Raw genomic sequence first — 16,809 nt, 5'->3', positions numbered from 1 at the left:
GGCTTGCCTGCGATAGCCATCTGTCAGTCAGCCCAATATTGACTGACCCACCGCTATCGCAGGCAAGCCAGCTCCCACCGTTGATCTCCATTTTTTCAGAACGAGCGTGGTGTTATTTGCGCGCGATGATCACCGCCCGCATCGGTGCCGGCAGCCCTTCAATGGTCTTGCTGTGATCCTCAGGGTCCAGGAAATCACTCAGCGACTGATACTTCATCCACTGCGTTCCACGCTGCTCCTCAACCGTGGTCACGCTCACATCCACGCACCGCACGTCACTGAACCCGGCCCGGCGCAGCCACAGCATCAACGCCGGCACCGACGGCAAGAACCACACGTTGCGCATCTGGGCGTAACGGTCTTCTGGCACCAGCACTTGTTGTTGGTCGCCTTCCACCACCAATGTTTCCAATACCAGCTCGCCGCCCTTGACCAGGGTGTCCTTCAACGCCAGTAAATGTTCGATGGGCGAGCGGCGGTGGTAGAACACGCCCATGGAAAATACCGTGTCAAAGCCTTCCAGGTTCGCCGGCAAGTCTTCGAACGGGAACGGCAGGTGCCAGGCCTTGGGCTCGGACAAGTAGCGCTGCACTGCCTGGAACTGGCAGAAGAACAGCCAGTTGGGGTCCACGCCAATCACGCTGTCGGCCCCGGCGCCGAGCATGCGCCACATGTAGTAGCCGTTGCCGCAGCCCACGTCGAGGATGCGCTTGCCTTTGAGGTTCAGGTGCGGCGCGACCCGCGACCACTTCCAGTCCGAACGCCACTCGGTGTCCACATGCACGCCGAACAGATGGAACGGGCCTTTGCGCCAGGGGCTCAGGCCCATCAGCGCGGTGTGCATCTGTTCGCGGGTGGCGTCGTCGCAATCGGTGTCCAGCACCAGGCCGTTGAGCAAATCTACGCTGTTGGGCTGGATCTTCGGCAGTGCATCCAAGGCGCTCTGCCAGCGCTCCAGGTCGCCATGGCCTTTTTCCATCTTGCTATCGAGCTGCGCTTGCAGGCCCTGGGCCCACACGGCCAGGGGAGTGCCGACCAGATGGCGGGCGAGGGGGGACAAATCAATCATGGCAAGGCAATCAACGAGGCAAAGTTAAGACACTGGAACCACGGCACGACTTTCGAGAACCCGGCCGCCAGCAGGCGTTCGCGGTGTTCTTCGAGGCTGTCGGGCTTCATGACGTTTTCGATGGCGCTGCGCTTCTGGGCGATTTCCAGTTCGCTGTAGCCGTTGGCGCGTTTGAAGGCGATATGCAGGTCGGTCAGCAGCGCGTGCTCTTCAACATCGTTAAAGCGCAGCTTTTCCGAGAGGATCAACGCCCCGCCCGGCAGCAGCGCCTGGCGAATGCGCCCCAGCAACGCCAGGCGCTCCTGGGGGGCGATAAATTGCAGGGTGAAGTTCAGGGCCACCACCGAGGCGGGCTTGAATTGCAGGGCGAGGATGTCGCCCTCGATCACCTCCACCGGCAGCAACTCCTGGAACATCGAGTCCTGGCCATTGAGGTATTCGCGGCAGCGCTCGACCATCGCGGCGGAGTTATCCACGGCGATCACCCGGCAACCCTCGGTGCGTACATGGCGACGCAGGGCTTGGGTCACGGCGCCCAGGGAAGAGCCCAGGTCATACAGCACGCTACCCGGTTGGGCAAATTGCGCGGCCAGCACGCCGAGGTTTTCGACGATGGTGGGGTAGCCCGGCACCGAGCGCTTGATCATGTCCGGGAACACCCGCACCACATCCTCGTTAAAGGCGAAGTCCGGCACCTGGGGCAGGGGCTGGGCGAATAGGCGATCGGGTTCTTTGCTCACGGCTGTTCCGGCAACGATGGGGGAAAGGCCGGCATTTTAGCCAAGTTGCTCCTCGGATGCGCGGGTTGTCTGATGGAAAGCCGAGGCGGTGATGCCCCACTGCCCGAGCCAGTAGGTGGCGATCAGCAAATACGGCGCTGCCTCGAACGCCAGCACAAACCGGTTGATGCCGATCAGCGCGTCGGAAACCACAAACGACACCGCACCCACCGCCGCCAGCCACGCCGAACGTTTGGGCACCTCGCTGCCCAGTCGCGCCAACGCACGCCAGAGCATGGCGCTGATCACCAGCGCGTAAACCACCACCGGTATCAGCAGTTCACCGAGGCCGTGGGAGATCAGGATGCTCAGCAAGATTGCGCCTACGCCGAGGGCCAGCACCAGCGGCAGCAGCGCCAAGCGCCGACAGTCACTGAAATAAGCTTTGAGATAAGCCAAATGCGCGAACAGAAACGCGCCCAGGCCAAAGATAAACAGGTCGCCTGGCCAGGCAAGTAACACGTCGCCCACCACGGAAAAAATCAACCCCAGGCTGATCCAGCGTCGATACTCGGTGGGCGGCGCGTCATGCAGCCAACCCAGCAGCGCCAGCACCGGCAGCGGCTTGACCAGCAGGCACAGCAGCGTTGCATGGGTCGCCAGGCCGTAGACAAAGGTGCCGGCGCCCATCAAGGCAAGGATCAGCCAGGGCATATCAGTTCACCGTAATGGCGCAGTCAAAGGTTTCGACAGGTTCGGCCTCTGGCTCCCAGGGTTGCTGGGATGTCAGGCGCAAACGCCCTTGCCCTGCGGCAAACGCCTGGAAGCGCCAGGTGGACTGGCCGCCCCCGCCGATCACGCCGGACTCGGTGCTGCTGTAGACCTCAGGGCTCAAGGCGCGCAACACGCCGCCCGCGGAGTCCTGGATGGCCCAGCGGTAACCGGTGGTGGGGTTGCTGGGCAGGGTGAGGATCAGGTTTTGCCCGTTTTTAAGCTGGAGCGGGCAGGCGCTCTGGTTGTCCACGCTGACGTTTTGCTTGGGGGCACTGGCGCATGCGGCCAGCAGGGCAAGGCTCAAGGGGAGAAACAGGCGGGCAGCGGTCATGAAGGCTCCGTTAATACACGACGAAGGGGGAGCATAACCGAAGATGAGACAAGGTGTGACAAGAGGGCATGCGGTGTGGCGGCTGGCGCCATCGCGGGCAAGCCCGCTCCCACACTTGACCGCGTTGTCATTAACAACACCGATCCCTGTGGGAGCCGGGCTTGCCCGCGATAGGGCCAGTCCAGGCGCTAGAGATCTATCAGAAGAGCACCTTCGCCACATCCGCAAACCGCTTGGCAAAGTGCACCGTCATCCCTTCCTTCAAATAGTCCGGCAACTCTTCAAAGCTGCCACGGTTGGGCTCCGGCAAGATCAACTCGTGAATCTTCTGGCGCCGCGCCGCAATCACCTTCTCGCGCACCCCGCCAATCGGCAGTACATGCCCGGTCAAGGTCAGTTCGCCGGTCATCGCCACACCTTTTTTCGGCGGTTGGTTGCGGGCCAGGGACAGCAACGCACTGGCCATGGTCACGCCGGCACTCGGGCCGTCTTTCGGCGTGGCGCCTTCCGGCACGTGCAAGTGCACGAAGGCCTCGTCGAAGAATTTCGCATCGCCGCCAAACGACTTCAGGTTGGAACTGATGTAGCTGTAGGCGATTTCGGCGGACTCTTTCATCACTTCACCCAACTGCCCGGTGAGCTTGAAGCCGCGATTGAGCGTGTGGATGCGCGTCGCTTCGATCGGCAAGGTGGCGCCGCCCATGCTGGTCCAGGCCAGGCCGGTAATCACGCCGGTGCCGGACAGCACTTGCTCATTACGGAACACGGGCATGCCCAGGGAGCTTTCCAGGTCCTTGTTGCCGATCTTGATCACCGACTCCGGTTCATCCAGCAGCTTGACCACCGCCTTGCGCACCAGCTTGCCCAGTTGCTTCTCCAGTTGGCGCACGCCGGCTTCCCGAGCATAACCATCGATCAATGCGCGCAGGGCGCCGTCGGTGATGGTCAGGCTGTTTTTGGCCACGCCGGCTTTTTCCAACTGCTTGGGCCACAGGTGGCGCTTGGCGATGGCGACTTTTTCTTCGGTGATATAGCCCGACAGGCGAATTACTTCCATGCGGTCCAGCAACGGGCCCGGGATCGAGTCCAGGGTGTTGGCGGTGCACACAAACAGCACTTTGGACAGGTCCAGGCGCAGGTCCAGGTAATGGTCGAGGAATTCGACGTTCTGTTCCGGGTCCAGGGTTTCCAGCAACGCCGACGCCGGGTCGCCCTGGAAGCTCTGGCCCATCTTGTCGATTTCGTCGAGCATGATCACCGGGTTCATCACTTCCACGTCTTTCAACGCCTGCACCAGCTTGCCGGGCAGGGCGCCGATGTAGGTGCGCCGGTGGCCCTTGATCTCGGCCTCGTCGCGCATGCCGCCAACACTGAAGCGATAGAACGGCCGCCCCAGGGATTCGGCGATGGACTTGCCCACACTCGTCTTGCCCACGCCGGGCGGGCCCACCAGCAACACAATGGAACCGGCGACTTCGCCTTTGTAGGCGCCCACGGCGAGGAATTCGAGGATGCGGCTCTTGATGTCATCCAGGCCCGCATGGTGCTTGTCGAGCACTTTGCGCGCGTGCTTGAGGTCGAGTTTGTCTTCACCGTACACGCCCCACGGCACCGAGGTGGCCCAGTCCAGGTAGTTGCGCGTGACGGCGTATTCCGGCGAACCGGTTTCCAGGATCGACAGTTTGTTCAGTTCTTCATCAATGCGTTTTTTCGCTTGCGCCGGGAGCACTTTGCCTTGCAGGCGCTGTTCGAACTGTTCGACATCGGCGCTGCGATCGTCCTTGGTCAGGCCCAGTTCCTGCTGGATGACCTTGAGTTGTTCCTTGAGGAAGAACTCACGCTGGTGCTCGCCGATCTTGCGGTTTACCTCGGCGGAGAGCTCTTTTTGCAGACGCGCGACTTCTACCTCTTTGCGCAGCATCGGCAGCACTTTTTCCATGCGTTTGAGCATGGGCACGCAGTCCAGCACTTCCTGCAGTTCATTACCTGTCGCCGAGGTGAGGGCGGCGGCAAAGTCGGTGAGCGGCGACGGGTCGTTGGGGCTGAAGCGGTTGAGGTAGTTCTTCAACTCTTCGCTGTACAGCGGGTTGAGGGGCAGCAGTTCCTTGATCGCATTGATCAGCGCCATGCCGTAGGCCTTGACCTCATCGGTCGGCTCGCTGGGCTGGTGCGGGTATTCGACTTCCACCAGGTACGGTGGGCGGTGGTGCTTGAGCCAGGTCTTGATGCGCACGCGGGTCAGGCCCTGGGCGACGAACTGCAGCTTGCCGTTCTCGCGGCTGGCGTGGTGCACCTTCACCAGGGTGCCGTACAGCGGCAGGGCGGAGGTGTCGAAGTGCCGTGGGTCTTCGGGCGGCGTGTCCATGAAAAACAGCGCAAGGGAGTGGTGGTCGGATTTGCTCACCAACTCCAGGGTTTCGGCCCAGGGCTCTTCATTGACGATCACCGGCAACACTTGGGCCGGGAAAAACGGCCGGTTGTGGATCGGGATGATGTAAACCTTGTCCGGCAGGTTTTGCCCAGGCAGGGCCAGGCCAGTATTGGACGAGGAGGCTTCAGCGTTTTCGGGGTCGGCGTAATCGTTGAGGTCGTAATCTGGAAATTCTTGCTGGTCGCTCATGGGGCACCTGCATCAGTAAGTATGCAGGTTAGATGGGGCGGGGTTGCGGTGGTTTCAATGGGGCGGCGTCGTTAGCAACAATTTGCATGAAATAACGGGAGAGGTGGGGTCAACGTACTTTACCCCTCCGCTTCTCGAATTGATCGTCAATAATATGACAGTCAGGCCCAACTTTTATTGGGTTTACTTATCCTCAGTCCCAGCTAACCTGCCTAAATAAAATAATCCATTAAAAAGGATGTTTTTTTGACGCCGGTTAGCAGTCGGCAGGGACGCGTATGACACAAGGAAAGCACGGCCAAGAGCGACGAGCACGGCCCGAGGGCGCGGCCATGCATTGGCGCCACACGTTTCAGACCCGCATAGCCGGGGTGCTGGCGCTGTTGTTACTGGTGGTCGTGGCCGCCACCTATTTTGCCGTGAACGCTGCCACCACTCGGGCGGTGGAGAACCAGGCCGACGTACAGCTGAACACGGGGCGGCAGGTGTTCGAGCGCCTGCTGGACCTGCGCGGGCGGCGCTTGCAGTACGGGTTGGACTGGCTCACCGCCGATGGGCCGTTCAAGCAGGCGGTGGCCGGCGGCCGGACGCTGCCGATCCTGGAGGCCCTGGGCACCCATGGCACCGGGGTCAGTTCCAGCGAAGTGATGGTGCTGGGCCTGGATGACAGGGTCATGGTCAGTACCCTGCTGATGCAGACGCGCGGCCAGCTGTTCCCGTATGCCGATGCCTTGCGCAAGGCGCGGCGCAGCGGCCAGCAAATGTTGATCGTCGCCATGGCCGGGCGCCCCTATTTGCTGGTGCAAAAAGATGTGCTCGGGCCTGTGCCGATCGCACGCGTGGTCATGGGCTTTCCCATGGACACGCAATTCGCCCATGAACTGCGCTCCATGAGCAACCTGGAGGTGTCGTTCCTCAGTGTGCAGGACGGCCATCTCGGTCAGTTGTTCACCACCCACCCTGGCAATTGGCGCCCAAGCATCATCAGCCTCTTGCATGGCACGCAGGTCGATCCTGAGGCGAAGATCCAGCTGTTCCATGGCCAGCGTGTGCTCAGCCAAGTGTTGCCCTTGGCCAACAGCGGCGAAGGCGATGAAGTGCGCGTGTTGCTGCAAAGCCCGCTGGACCATGCGCTGGAATCCTTCGCGCCGCTGGACCGGCAGTTCATGGGGATTGCCCTGGCGGTGCTGCTGGTCTCGCTGGCGGTGGCATTATTCCTGGCGCGGCGAGTGTCACGCCCGCTCAATGCGCTGGTGCAAGCCGCTGAACGGATCGGGGCCGGTGACTACCGCACCCCGGTGCGGGTGCGCAGCCACGACGAGTTCGGCCTGCTGGCGCGTGCGTTCAATGCCATGCAAAGCGGCATCGCCCTGCGCGAGCGGCAACTGGCCCACAATGCCTTGCATGACCCGCTCACCGGCCTGCCCAACCGCGCCCTGGCCATGGAGCGCCTGGGCAGCGCGATCAGCGCACGGCGGCCGGTGGTGTTGCTGTACGTGGGGATTGAAAACTACCGGGTCATCAACGAAGGGTTTGGCCCCGAAGGTGTCGAGCACATGTTGTGCGAGGCCAGCCGCTGCTTGTCCAGCAGCCTGTTGGCCAGCGACACCGCAGCACGCATCGCCGGCAGTGAGTTTCTGTTGTTGCTGGAAAACACCGAGATCGACTCAGCCGTGGCCCGCGCCGACCAGTTGCATGGGGCGTTGACCGAACCCCTGCGCATCGGCAATGACGAAGTGCGCCATGAAGTGAGCATCGGCATCGCCGCGTACCCTGCTGATGGGCAGCAGGTGGAAGAGTTGATCAACCGCGCGGCCATCGCCCGGCACGACGCGGCCAACCTGCCGGGGCATTTGCAGATCTACCAACCGGACCGCGACCTCGCCCACCAACGCCAGATCACCCTGATTCGCGACTTGCGCCGCGCCGTGATCGAAGGCGAGTTGTACCTGTGCTACCAGCCCAAGCTCGATCTGCGGCACGGCCATGTGAGCCAGGCTGAAGCCTTGCTGCGTTGGCAACACCCGACGCTGGGGCAAGTGTCCCCCGGGGAGTTCATTCCCCTGGCCGAACGCACCGGTAGCATGAGCGCGCTAACGCTGTGGGTGATCGAGGAAGCCATCCGCCAGATTGCCGAATGGGCGCAGCGTGGGCTGGTTATCCAACTGTCGGTGAATATCTCCGTGAACGACTTGGCGGATGATGACTTGGCCATTCGCGTCACTGCGCTATTGGCCCAATACCACGTGGACGCCGAGCATTTGATTTTTGAAATCACCGAGAGCGCCATCATGCACAACCCGCAGCAGGCCCTCAGCGTGCTGGAGCAGCTGCGCAGTTGCGGAATCAGCCTGTCGGTGGATGATTTCGGCACCGGCTACTCGTCCCTCGCCCAATTGCAGCGCCTACCGGTGCAAGAGCTGAAGATCGACCAGTCCTTTGTGCGCAACCTCGACAGCACCAGCGGCGACGGCGTGATCGTGCGTTCCACCATCGAGATGAGTCATAGCCTGGGGCTCAAGGTGGTGGCCGAGGGCGTGGAGTTCGAGCACAGCCTCACCTTGCTCAAACGCTGGAACTGCGACACGGCCCAGGGCTACCTGATCAGCCGGCCGCTCAATGCCTTGGCGTTCGAGCGGTGGATGCGGCGTGAGCAGGTGCCAACCTAGACAGTTTGACTGTGGCGAGGGAGCTTGCTCCCGCTGGAGTGCGAAGCGCTCCCAGGATTTTGGGGCCGCTGCGCAGCCCAGCGGGAGCAAGCTCCCTCGCCACAGGGGGGCTACTTTGGCAGCGTTCAAGCGACCAGGGTTTGCAATCGCACCCACAACCTCTGGACATGCTGATGCTCGGTGCCCAGCGCGCCGATGGACACCCTCACCATCCAGCGCTCATCAAGGATGGCGGGGGTGACGTAGGCATCGCCTGACTGGTTGAGTTTTTCTGCCCAGGCTCGCGTGTGATGGTCCAGTGCCTGGCCTTGCAAACCCGGCGGTTCATGGCGAATGCACAGGGTTTGCAAGGCGGGCGTGGCCACCAGTGTCCAGTGCTCAGTGGCTTCGATCTGCTCTGCCAGCCAGCGCGCATTGGCCAGGTCTCGCCGCAACCGCGCTTGCAGGCCGCTGACGCCTTGCTCGCGTATCAGGAACCACAACTTCAAAGCGCGGAAACGGCTGCCCAGAGAGATCCGCCAGTCACGGTAGTTTCGCACTTGGCCGTCTGCGCTGGACTGCAGGTAACTCGGGTTGGTGGTCATGATGCGAATCAAATGCTCGGGGTCGCGCACGAAATACACCGAGCAATCGAAGGCCGCGCCCAGCCATTTGTGCGGGTTGAGCACTAGGGAGTCAGCCTTTTCGATGCCATCCCACAAGGCCCGGCATTCTGGCAGGATCATCGCGGCGCCAGCCATGGCCGAGTCTACATGCAGCCACAGGCCGTGGCGTTGGGTCAGGTCGCCAATGGCCGCCAGCGGGTCGATCGCCATGGCGGCCGTGGTGCCGGTGGTGGCAATCACCACGCAGGGCGTGTTGCCGGCGGCCAGGTCCTGTGCGATGGCGTGCGCCAGTGCCTGGGGCGACATTGCATTGTGTGCATCGGTGGCGATGGTGCGGATATGGTTCTGGCCGAATCCGGCCAGGATCGCCGCCTTGTTGACCGAGCTGTGGGCATGGGCTGAGGTGTAGACGATCAGGGGCGCGCCGCTGTTTTGCAGGCCGTTGTGCATCAGCGCGTAATCGGAGCTGCGTTCCCGGGCGCTGATAAGCGCCACCAGCGTGGACGTGGACGCAGAGTCCTGGATCACACCGCTCCACGTGCTGCCCAGGCCGAGCATGTCGCGCAGCCAATCGGTGGTGACTTCTTCGATTTCGGTGAGGGCCGGGCTGGATTGCCAGGACAACCCAATCACACCCAGGCCGGTGCTCAGGCAATCGCCCAGCACTGAGGACAGTTCCACATTGGAAGGGAAGAACCCGAAGAAACTGGGATGCTGCCAATGCAGCAAGCCGGGCATGATCAGTTTTTCGACATCGCCCATGATCTGTTCGAACGGTTCGGCGGTTTCAGGCGGGCTGACCGGCAGGGCGGCTTTGATCTCGCCAGGTTGGGTGGTGGGCTGCACGCCGCGTTGTTCGATGTTCTGTCGGTAGTCTGCAATCAGGTCGATCATGGCATAGCCATGTTGGCGGAATTCTTCGGGGGTCATAGATAAACGTCCATGTGCACGAGCAATAAAAGTATTAGCACCAGAAGTAAAACGGTTCGCCGGCGTTATAGCCAATAAACGACTGCATGCTGACGCGTTTTCCCGAATCGAACCCACAGATGGCGTGGGGGCGGCGGGTATTGATGAGCACCAGTTCGTTCTGGCGTGGGCGGATGCGCAGCGGTTTTTGTAAACACTGTTCGGGCAGTTGGGCCCCCTCGAAGCGCTTGACCTCCTCATAGCCAAAGGCTTGGGTATCCCAGATGACCAACTCGCCCCCCGAAGGCGGTGTTTGCAGGTAGATATTGGCGCTGAATTGATGCTGCAGTTCAGCGACTGTGCGGGGCAGGCAATCCACATGGGGCACCGTTTCCGAGAGGTGCGCCGTCTCCGGGAACATGACGCGGATGATCCCGCAAAACATTGGGCGGCCCTGGAACGCAGCGGCTGTTGCACCTTGCGGCCAGAGCGCCTGGAACTGTTCCATCAGCTGTTGAATGGGCGGCGTTTGCGGCGCACAGAGGCTGTCGATAAGGCCGCGCATACGGGCCGCGTCTGCATAATATTTTTCTTGGGCGTCACCGCCGGCGGCCTTGCCGTACGTGGAGTTGAACGGCGTGCCCCAGCGATGCACACCGTAGAAGTGCTGAACGACGCGCCCCTCTTCGTAGGTTTCATGGCCGTAGTGTTCCAGGGTGGCGGTATCGTCGATGGCCTGAATCAACCGTGCGCTGGTGGTTGCGTTGGCAAATTCAGGTACCCGAATGGCAAGCACTTCGCCACTGATGAGTTTTTTCAAACTGGCAGTATTGAGGTGTTCAAGCTCCAGGATTTTTGTGGGGGTGGAAAGCATCGGTTTTGTAGCGACATGGTCCGTCATGCAGTGAAGCTCCCTTTAAAGTTTTATCCGTACGCCTTTTGTATTACGCAGGGCGTGCGCACTAAATTAGTTTTAAAGGGTTGAGGGGAAACGCTGGGGCATTATCAGCAGGCAAAAAAAAGCGGCTGCCCATTCGGGCCGCCGCTTTTTTGTACCGCCAGCGTTGCTTAATCCGGCAGTTTGAACGCCATTACATAGTCACCCTGCTTGGTCCCCAGGGAGCCGTGACCGCCCGCCATGACCAGCACGTATTGCTTGCCGTCCTTGCCGGTGTAGGTCATCGGGGTGGTTTGCGCGCCTGCAGGCAGGCGGCCTTCCCACAGTTGCTTGCCGTTTTTCACGTCATAGGCACGCAGGTACTGGTCCAGGGTGCCGCTGAGGAACGCGACGCCACCGGCGGTGGTGAACGTACCGCCCAGGCTAGGCACGCCCATGGTCAGTGGGATTGGAACCGGCGAGCTATCACGCACGGTGCCGTTCTTGTGCATCCAGATGGTCTGGTGGGTGGTCAGGTCGACCGCCGCCACGTAGCCCCAGGCCGGTGCCTGGCACGGCAGGCCCATCGGCGACAGCAGCGCTTCAAGGATCACACCATACGGGGCGCCTTTGTTCGGCTGCACGCCTTCGGTTTCGCTGACGCGTGGGCCTTGCTTGGCAATGTCGGCAGCTGGGATCAGCTTCGATTTGAACGCCATGTAGCTTGGGTTCACGAAGGCGATCTGGCGCACCGGGTCAACCGAGATGCCGCCCCAGTCGAACACGCCGAAGTTGCCTGGGTACACGATCGAACCTTGCAGGGACGGCGGTGTGAACGGGCCGTCGTAGCGCATGGATTTGAAGTCGATCCGGCACAGCATCTGGTCGAACGGGGTCACGCCCCACATGTCGCGTTCTTTCAACGGCGGCGGCATGAAGTTTAGGTCGGACTTGGGTTGGGTAGGGGAGGTGCGGTCGCCCGCCACTGCGCCCTGTGGCACCGGGATTTCATTGACGGGCACCACTGGCTGGCCAGTGGCGCGGTCCAGCACGTAGATGCTGCCTTGCTTGGTCGACGCCATCACTGCCTGCTTCACGCCCGCAGCGGTCTTGATGTCGATCAGCGAAGGCTGGCCGCCCACGTCCATGTCCCACAGGTCGTGGTGGGTGAACTGGAAGGTCCACTTCACGTGACCGGTGTCGATGTCCAGGGCTGTCAGGCCAGCGGCGTACTTCTCGGACTCATCGGTACGGTCGCCGCCGTACTGGTCGGGCATCTGATTGCCCATCGGCAGGTAGAGCATGCCGAGTTTTTCATCCACGGCGAACATGGACCACATGTTCGGCGAGTTGCGGGTGTAGGTCTTGCCCTCGGCCAACGGGGTGGTGTCGTCCGGGTTGCCGCTGTCCCAGTTCCACACCAGCTTGCCGGTGTGCACGTCGAACGCGCGGATCACGCCGCTTGGCTCGTCGATGGAAACGTTGTCGGTCACGTGACCGCCGATCACGACCAGGTTCTTGGTCACGGCCGGTGGCGACGTGGAGTAGTAACCGCCTGGGGCGAAGCTACCGATGTTGGCACGCAGGTCGACCTGACCTTTGTCACCGAAGTCTTCGCACATCTTGCCGGTGTCGGCGTTCAGGGCGATCAGACGGGTGTCGGCGGTCGGCACGAAGATACGTTTCGGGCAGGCATTCGGAGCGGCGGCCGGGCTGGCAGTGCCAGTCGGGCTCTGCTCGGAAGCGTAGGCGGCGTCATCGTGGTACGACACGCCACGGCAGGTCATGTGCGCCCAACCTTTGAAGCTCTCAGCACCCTGGGTGGTGATCTTCGGGTCGAAACGCCAGATTTCCTTGCCGGTATCCGGGTCCAGGGCAATCACTTGGCTGTGCGGTGTGCACACGTAGAGCATGCCATTGACTTTCAGCGGGGTATTTTCCGCGGTGGTTTCACCGGGATCGCCTGGGCCAGGGATGTCGCCCGTGCGATAAGTCCACGCCGGCACCAGCTTATGGGCGTTTTCCGGGGTGATCTGTGCCAGTGGCGAGTAACGGTCACCGAAGGCCGAGCGGCCATAGGAGTTCCAGTCGCCATCGGCCTGGGTTGGCGCAGCGCTGGCCATACCCGGCACCGCGTCGCGGTCCAGTTGGCCGGTCTTGACCATTTCACCTGGGTTGGTGAATTGGCTGGCCAGGGCGGTCGCGCCCGCCAGCACCACGGCAACGCTCAGCGCGCCGGTACCCAGCGGGGCCGCTTGGCCACGCAGCAACGGACGACGAAACCACGGCAACAGCATGACGATGCCCAAGGCGAACAGCAGGGCCAGGCGCGGCACCAACTGCCACCAGTCCAGGCCGACTTCCCACAAGGCCCACACGGTGCTGGCGAACAACACCAGTGCGTACAAGCCCAGCGCGGCGCGGCGGGTGGCCAGCAGCAACACGCCGGTCAGGGTGATGCCGATACCGGCGAGCAGGTAGTACAGCGACCCGCCGAGCATGCTCAGCTTGACGCCGCCAGCCAGCAAGGCCAGCCCCATGATCAGCAGCAAGACGCCTAGCAGCCTGGGCAACAGGCGGCTTGGGCTTGAGGCACCATCAGTGCTCATAGTGTGTTTCTCCGTTACGTTGGAATTATGTAACCCCGTGCTTCACTCACTGTAGATGACGATTCGGCTCGGGCTTGGTTCATCGTTATTTTTGGTTTTTTCTGTGGGTAACCGGGTTATCCACAGGCAGGCAATAAACTCCCGAGCGCAGGTCGGATTAAGACAGCGCTGTCTTTGAGCAAAAAGAGATTCGGCAAAAGGAGTCGACCGGGAGCTGAAGCGTTTCAGATTGTTGCGAAGGATAATGCGGCGGGGCGTTTTGAGAAAGGGTGAATCGCAAGATGCATCATTTCAGTTTTGGTAACAGTGACAGATAGTCGCCCCGATCCCGATCAGTCAAGCGAACGCAATGCTCAACGCAACGACGTTCAAATGTGGGAGCTGGCTTGCCTGCGAAGACGTCGGCCCAGCAAACATTGATGTTGACTGACCCAACGCTTTCGCGAGCAAGCCCGCTCCCACAGGGGATTTTCGGTGATGATTAGAAGGTAGTGCGAACGCCGAACTGCACGCTTCTACCTGGCGCCGGCGCGATATCGCGCAGGATCGAGCTGGCATAGCGCACGGTCTGGTTGGTCAGGTTTTCTCCGTTGACGAAGGCCAGCCACTGGCTGCCACCCACATTGAAGCGATACCCCGCGCTGGCGCCGAGGGTGGTGTAGCCATCGGTGCCGCTTTCGTTATCCGGCACACGCCCTTGGCCCGCGGCATGTTCCACGTCGATACGCGCTTGCCAGCGATCCAGTTCCCACAGCAAGCCGCTGTTCAAACGCAATGGCGCAATGCGCGGCAAGGCTTCGCCGGTGTCCAGGTTGGTGGCGCGGGTGTAGTCGCCCGACAGTTCCAGCGCAAACTTGCCGTAGGCGCCTTCGCCGAGCTTCCAGTGATCCTGGGCTTCGAAGCCGGCGAAGCGTGCTCGTACGCCAGAATATTCGTACTCGGGAATACCGCCCGCGTCCTCTTCACCTTCGTCGTTTAGCGTACGGCCAGTGCCGAGCAAACCGATGTAATTGGAGAAGCGGCTATAGAACACGCCAAAGCTGCCCTTGTGGGTGCCGTTGTCAAAGCGCAGCGCCAGGTCGCTGGACACGGCTTTTTCTTTCTTCAGGTTGGCATCGCCCAACTCATAGGTGCCGGTGGCGACGTGGGCGCCGTTGGCATACAGCTCGTAGAAGGTTGGTGCGCGTTCGGTGTAGCCCAGGGTGGCGGCCAGGGACCAGACCGGCGTAAGGGTGTAGACAGCGCCAGACGACAAGCTGCCGGCGGTGAAGTTATTGCTCTTGTCGGCATTGGCAAAACGCTCGTTGCCTTTGGCGTTCGGGTCGACGCTGGTGTGTTCCACGCGTGCGCCGAGGCTGAGTTTCAGGCGTTCAGTGGCTTGCATTTCTTCGAGGATAAACAGCGCGCCGGCGTTGGTGTCGCTCTGTGGCACGAAAGCTTCTTCGCCCAGGGCCGAGAATTCGTTGCGCGTCACTTGGGCGCCGACCACGCCATCGAACGGGCCAATCGGCTGGTGTCGGGCTTCAACGCGGGCTTCATAGCCTTTGTTCTTGAAGGTGGTGCCGGTTTCGCCGCCTTCGATTTCCCGGTGTTCGTAGTCGGTGTAACCGGCGTCTATTTTCACCGAGGTAAACGGCCCTTGCAGGTTGCGGATCTCGGACGCAAAGGCGTAGTGGTCCTGTTTCATGCGGATGCGCACATCCTGCTCGGCGGGTGAGCCGTAGTTACTGTCGTAATTGCTGTAGGACAGCCCGGCATAACCATCGTCCCAAGTGTAGGAACCGCCCACCGCACCGACGTCCTGGCGCCCATTGCTGTTACCCAGGCGCCCGTTTTTGCCGGGGCCGTTCTCGCTCTCCGGTGCATGCCGGCTGCGGGCATAGCCTGGGATTTTAAGGTCGTTGAATTCGCGCCCATTGGCATCCAGGTGCAGGGCGAAGGTACCGTTGCCGGCCTCCAACTTGCCCGCGCTGCTGCGGGTGGTGTCGGCACCGCCGTAGCGCAACTCGCCAGCGCCATGGATGCCTTCGATGGCCTCGGTGGGGATGCGATTGTCGAAGGTGTTGACCACCCCACCGATGGCGCTGCCGCCGTACAGCAGGGCGGCCGGGCCCCGCACGATTTCGATGCGGTCAACGTTGATCGGGTCCAGCGGTACCGCGTGGTCGTAGGACAGCGACGAGGCATCCAGCGCCCCCACACCGTTGCGCAGAATACGAATGCGGTCGCCGTCCTGGCCGCGAATGATCGGGCGGCTGGCCCCCGGGCCAAAGTACGAAGACGACACACCCGGCTGCTTGTTAAGGGTTTCACCGAGGCTGCCTTTTTGTTGCAGGGTCAGGTCATCGCCTGTCAGCACAGTGGTGGGCGAGGCCAGCTGTTCGCTGCCCAGCGGGTTGCCGGTGACCACTTGGGGTGGCAGTTCCAGGGCATGGGCCTGGGAGCCAATCAACAGGGCGGCGGCGAGGGGCGACAAGCGCCAGAGAGAAGGCAGCGACATCGGAGATTCCTGGGCAAAATGACTGATAATTTAAGTTACAATATAACATCTCTTTTTTGTGTAGAAGGGGAACTTTTCCTCGCGGGCTATATTCAATGCGATGCTTCCACCTGCACGCCCCGTCGGCTAAGGTGCGCGGCTGTGTTTCCTCTTTTTGCAAAAGGCCTGGCATGACCGCGACAAGCAACGACCCGCTCCACGGTGTGACCCTGCAACACGTGCTCACCACCCTGGTGGAACATTACGAGTGGAGCGGCTTGGCCGAGCGCATTGATATCCGCTGCTTCAAGAGTGACCCGAGCATCAAGTCGAGCCTGACTTTCCTGCGCAAAACCCCGTGGGCGCGGGAAAAGGTCGAAGGTTTGTACGTCAAGCTGATGCGTACCAAGCGCCCCCTGGATTGAAAGCATGAAGCGCTTTGTCGCGACGGCAGCCTTGGCCGGTTGGGTGGGGTTGGCGATCCAGCAATACCTGATTCTCTATTCGCGCTGGACCAGTGGCGCGAGCTTGCTGGGCGGCCTGATCAGTTTCTTCAGCTTCTTCACCGTGCTGACCAATACCCTGGTGGTCGTGGTGCTCAGCTACGCGCTGGTCAAGCGCGACTCTGGCGCCAAGCGGTTTTTCCTCGCGCCCCGCATCAGCAGTGCGATTGCCGCGAGCATCGTGGTGGTGAGCCTGGCCTACAACCTGCTGCTGCGGCATCTGTGGAGCCCGCAAGGCTTTCAATTTATCGCCGATGAGTTGCTGCACGACGTCATGCCGTTGTTGTTTGTGGTGTATTGGTGGCGGTGTGTGCCCAAGGGTACGTTGCGGCTCAAACACATTGCCGGCTGGGTGATCTACCCATTGGTGTACTTCGGTTATGTGCTGCTGCGGGGGCATATGCTCGGGCAGTATCAGTACCCGTTCATGGATGTGGACAGCCTCGGTTATCCACAGGTGTTTGTGAATGCCGCAGGGATTTTGGCAGGGTTCATCGTCATCGCGTTGGCGATCATTGGCCTGGACAAGCGCCTCAAATCCCCCTCGATTTAAAGTGAGCACCATTAATGTGGGAGCTGGCTTGCCTGCGATAGCATCACCTCGGTGTACCTGATAAACCGAGGTGCTTGCATCGCAGGCAAGCC

General features: G+C 61.4%; 12 protein-coding genes. 3 read left to right on the top strand and 9 right to left on the bottom strand.

Annotated features, from left to right (window positions below; genetic code table 11):
- Positions 1 to 112: 112 nt before the first annotated feature.
- The 5 genes from cmoB to lon all read right to left on the bottom strand — a co-directional run bounded on the left by cmoB (position 113) and on the right by lon (position 5,513).
- Positions 113 to 1,069, bottom strand: a complete 957-nt coding sequence (gene cmoB / locus MHH62_RS10515; protein ID WP_020301206.1) for a tRNA 5-methoxyuridine(34)/uridine 5-oxyacetic acid(34) synthase CmoB — start codon at positions 1,067 to 1,069, stop codon at positions 113 to 115.
- A complete protein-coding gene (cmoA, locus tag MHH62_RS10510; protein WP_014717080.1) occupies positions 1,066 to 1,809 on the bottom strand; it encodes a carboxy-S-adenosyl-L-methionine synthase CmoA in 744 nt (247 codons plus the stop codon). Before cmoA ends, cmoB begins: the two co-directional genes overlap by 4 nt.
- Before the next feature lie 36 nt (positions 1,810 to 1,845).
- A complete protein-coding gene (locus tag MHH62_RS10505) occupies positions 1,846 to 2,502 on the bottom strand; it encodes a lysoplasmalogenase (RefSeq protein WP_058409897.1) in 657 nt (218 codons plus the stop codon).
- Between the two features lies 1 nt (position 2,503).
- Positions 2,504 to 2,893: a protease inhibitor I42 family protein gene (locus MHH62_RS10500; protein ID WP_014717082.1), complete on the bottom strand. Its 390-nt coding sequence runs from the start codon at positions 2,891 to 2,893 to the stop codon at positions 2,504 to 2,506.
- 199 nt (positions 2,894 to 3,092) lie between these two features.
- On the bottom strand, positions 3,093 to 5,513 hold the full coding sequence (lon, locus tag MHH62_RS10495; protein WP_014717083.1) for an endopeptidase La: 2,421 nt from the start codon (positions 5,511 to 5,513) through the stop codon (positions 3,093 to 3,095).
- A 332-nt stretch (positions 5,514 to 5,845) separates the two neighbouring features.
- Here lon and MHH62_RS10490 point away from each other — a divergent pair, with 332 nt between their 5' ends.
- Positions 5,846 to 8,182, top strand: a complete 2,337-nt coding sequence (locus MHH62_RS10490; RefSeq protein ID WP_032903311.1) for a bifunctional diguanylate cyclase/phosphodiesterase — start codon at positions 5,846 to 5,848, stop codon at positions 8,180 to 8,182.
- 125 nt (positions 8,183 to 8,307) lie between these two features.
- Here the strand turns inward: MHH62_RS10490 and MHH62_RS10485 are convergent, their stop codons facing one another.
- The 4 genes from MHH62_RS10485 to MHH62_RS10470 all read right to left on the bottom strand — a co-directional run bounded on the left by MHH62_RS10485 (position 8,308) and on the right by MHH62_RS10470 (position 15,682).
- Positions 8,308 to 9,717, bottom strand: coding sequence for a pyridoxal-dependent decarboxylase (locus tag MHH62_RS10485; RefSeq protein ID WP_339232917.1), 1,410 nt, complete (start codon positions 9,715 to 9,717; stop codon positions 8,308 to 8,310).
- Positions 9,718 to 9,751: 34 nt separating this feature from the next.
- Complete coding sequence (locus MHH62_RS10480; protein ID WP_038449041.1) at positions 9,752 to 10,597, bottom strand: 2OG-Fe(II) oxygenase; 846 nt, start codon at positions 10,595 to 10,597, stop codon at positions 9,752 to 9,754.
- A gap of 167 nt (positions 10,598 to 10,764) precedes the next feature.
- On the bottom strand, positions 10,765 to 13,182 hold the full coding sequence (locus MHH62_RS10475) for a glucose/quinate/shikimate family membrane-bound PQQ-dependent dehydrogenase (protein ID WP_014717088.1): 2,418 nt from the start codon (positions 13,180 to 13,182) through the stop codon (positions 10,765 to 10,767).
- Between the two features lie 481 nt (positions 13,183 to 13,663).
- Positions 13,664 to 15,682: a TonB-dependent receptor gene (locus tag MHH62_RS10470; RefSeq protein WP_339232916.1), complete on the bottom strand. Its 2,019-nt coding sequence runs from the start codon at positions 15,680 to 15,682 to the stop codon at positions 13,664 to 13,666.
- A gap of 170 nt (positions 15,683 to 15,852) precedes the next feature.
- On the opposite strand from MHH62_RS10470, the gene MHH62_RS10465 reads away from it, so the two are divergent.
- On the top strand, positions 15,853 to 16,086 hold the full coding sequence (locus tag MHH62_RS10465) for a VF530 family protein (protein ID WP_003188882.1): 234 nt from the start codon (positions 15,853 to 15,855) through the stop codon (positions 16,084 to 16,086).
- Positions 16,087 to 16,090: 4 nt separating this feature from the next.
- Positions 16,091 to 16,717, top strand: a complete 627-nt coding sequence (locus MHH62_RS10460; protein WP_014717090.1) for a Pr6Pr family membrane protein — start codon at positions 16,091 to 16,093, stop codon at positions 16,715 to 16,717.
- Positions 16,718 to 16,809: the final 92 nt, after the last annotated feature.

The sequence above is a fragment of the Pseudomonas sp. FSL L8-0168 genome (assembly GCF_037976155.1).
GTDB classification, from domain to species: domain Bacteria; phylum Pseudomonadota; class Gammaproteobacteria; order Pseudomonadales; family Pseudomonadaceae; genus Aquipseudomonas; species Aquipseudomonas paracarnis.
This window is presented reverse-complemented; position numbering and strand designations above follow the sequence as displayed.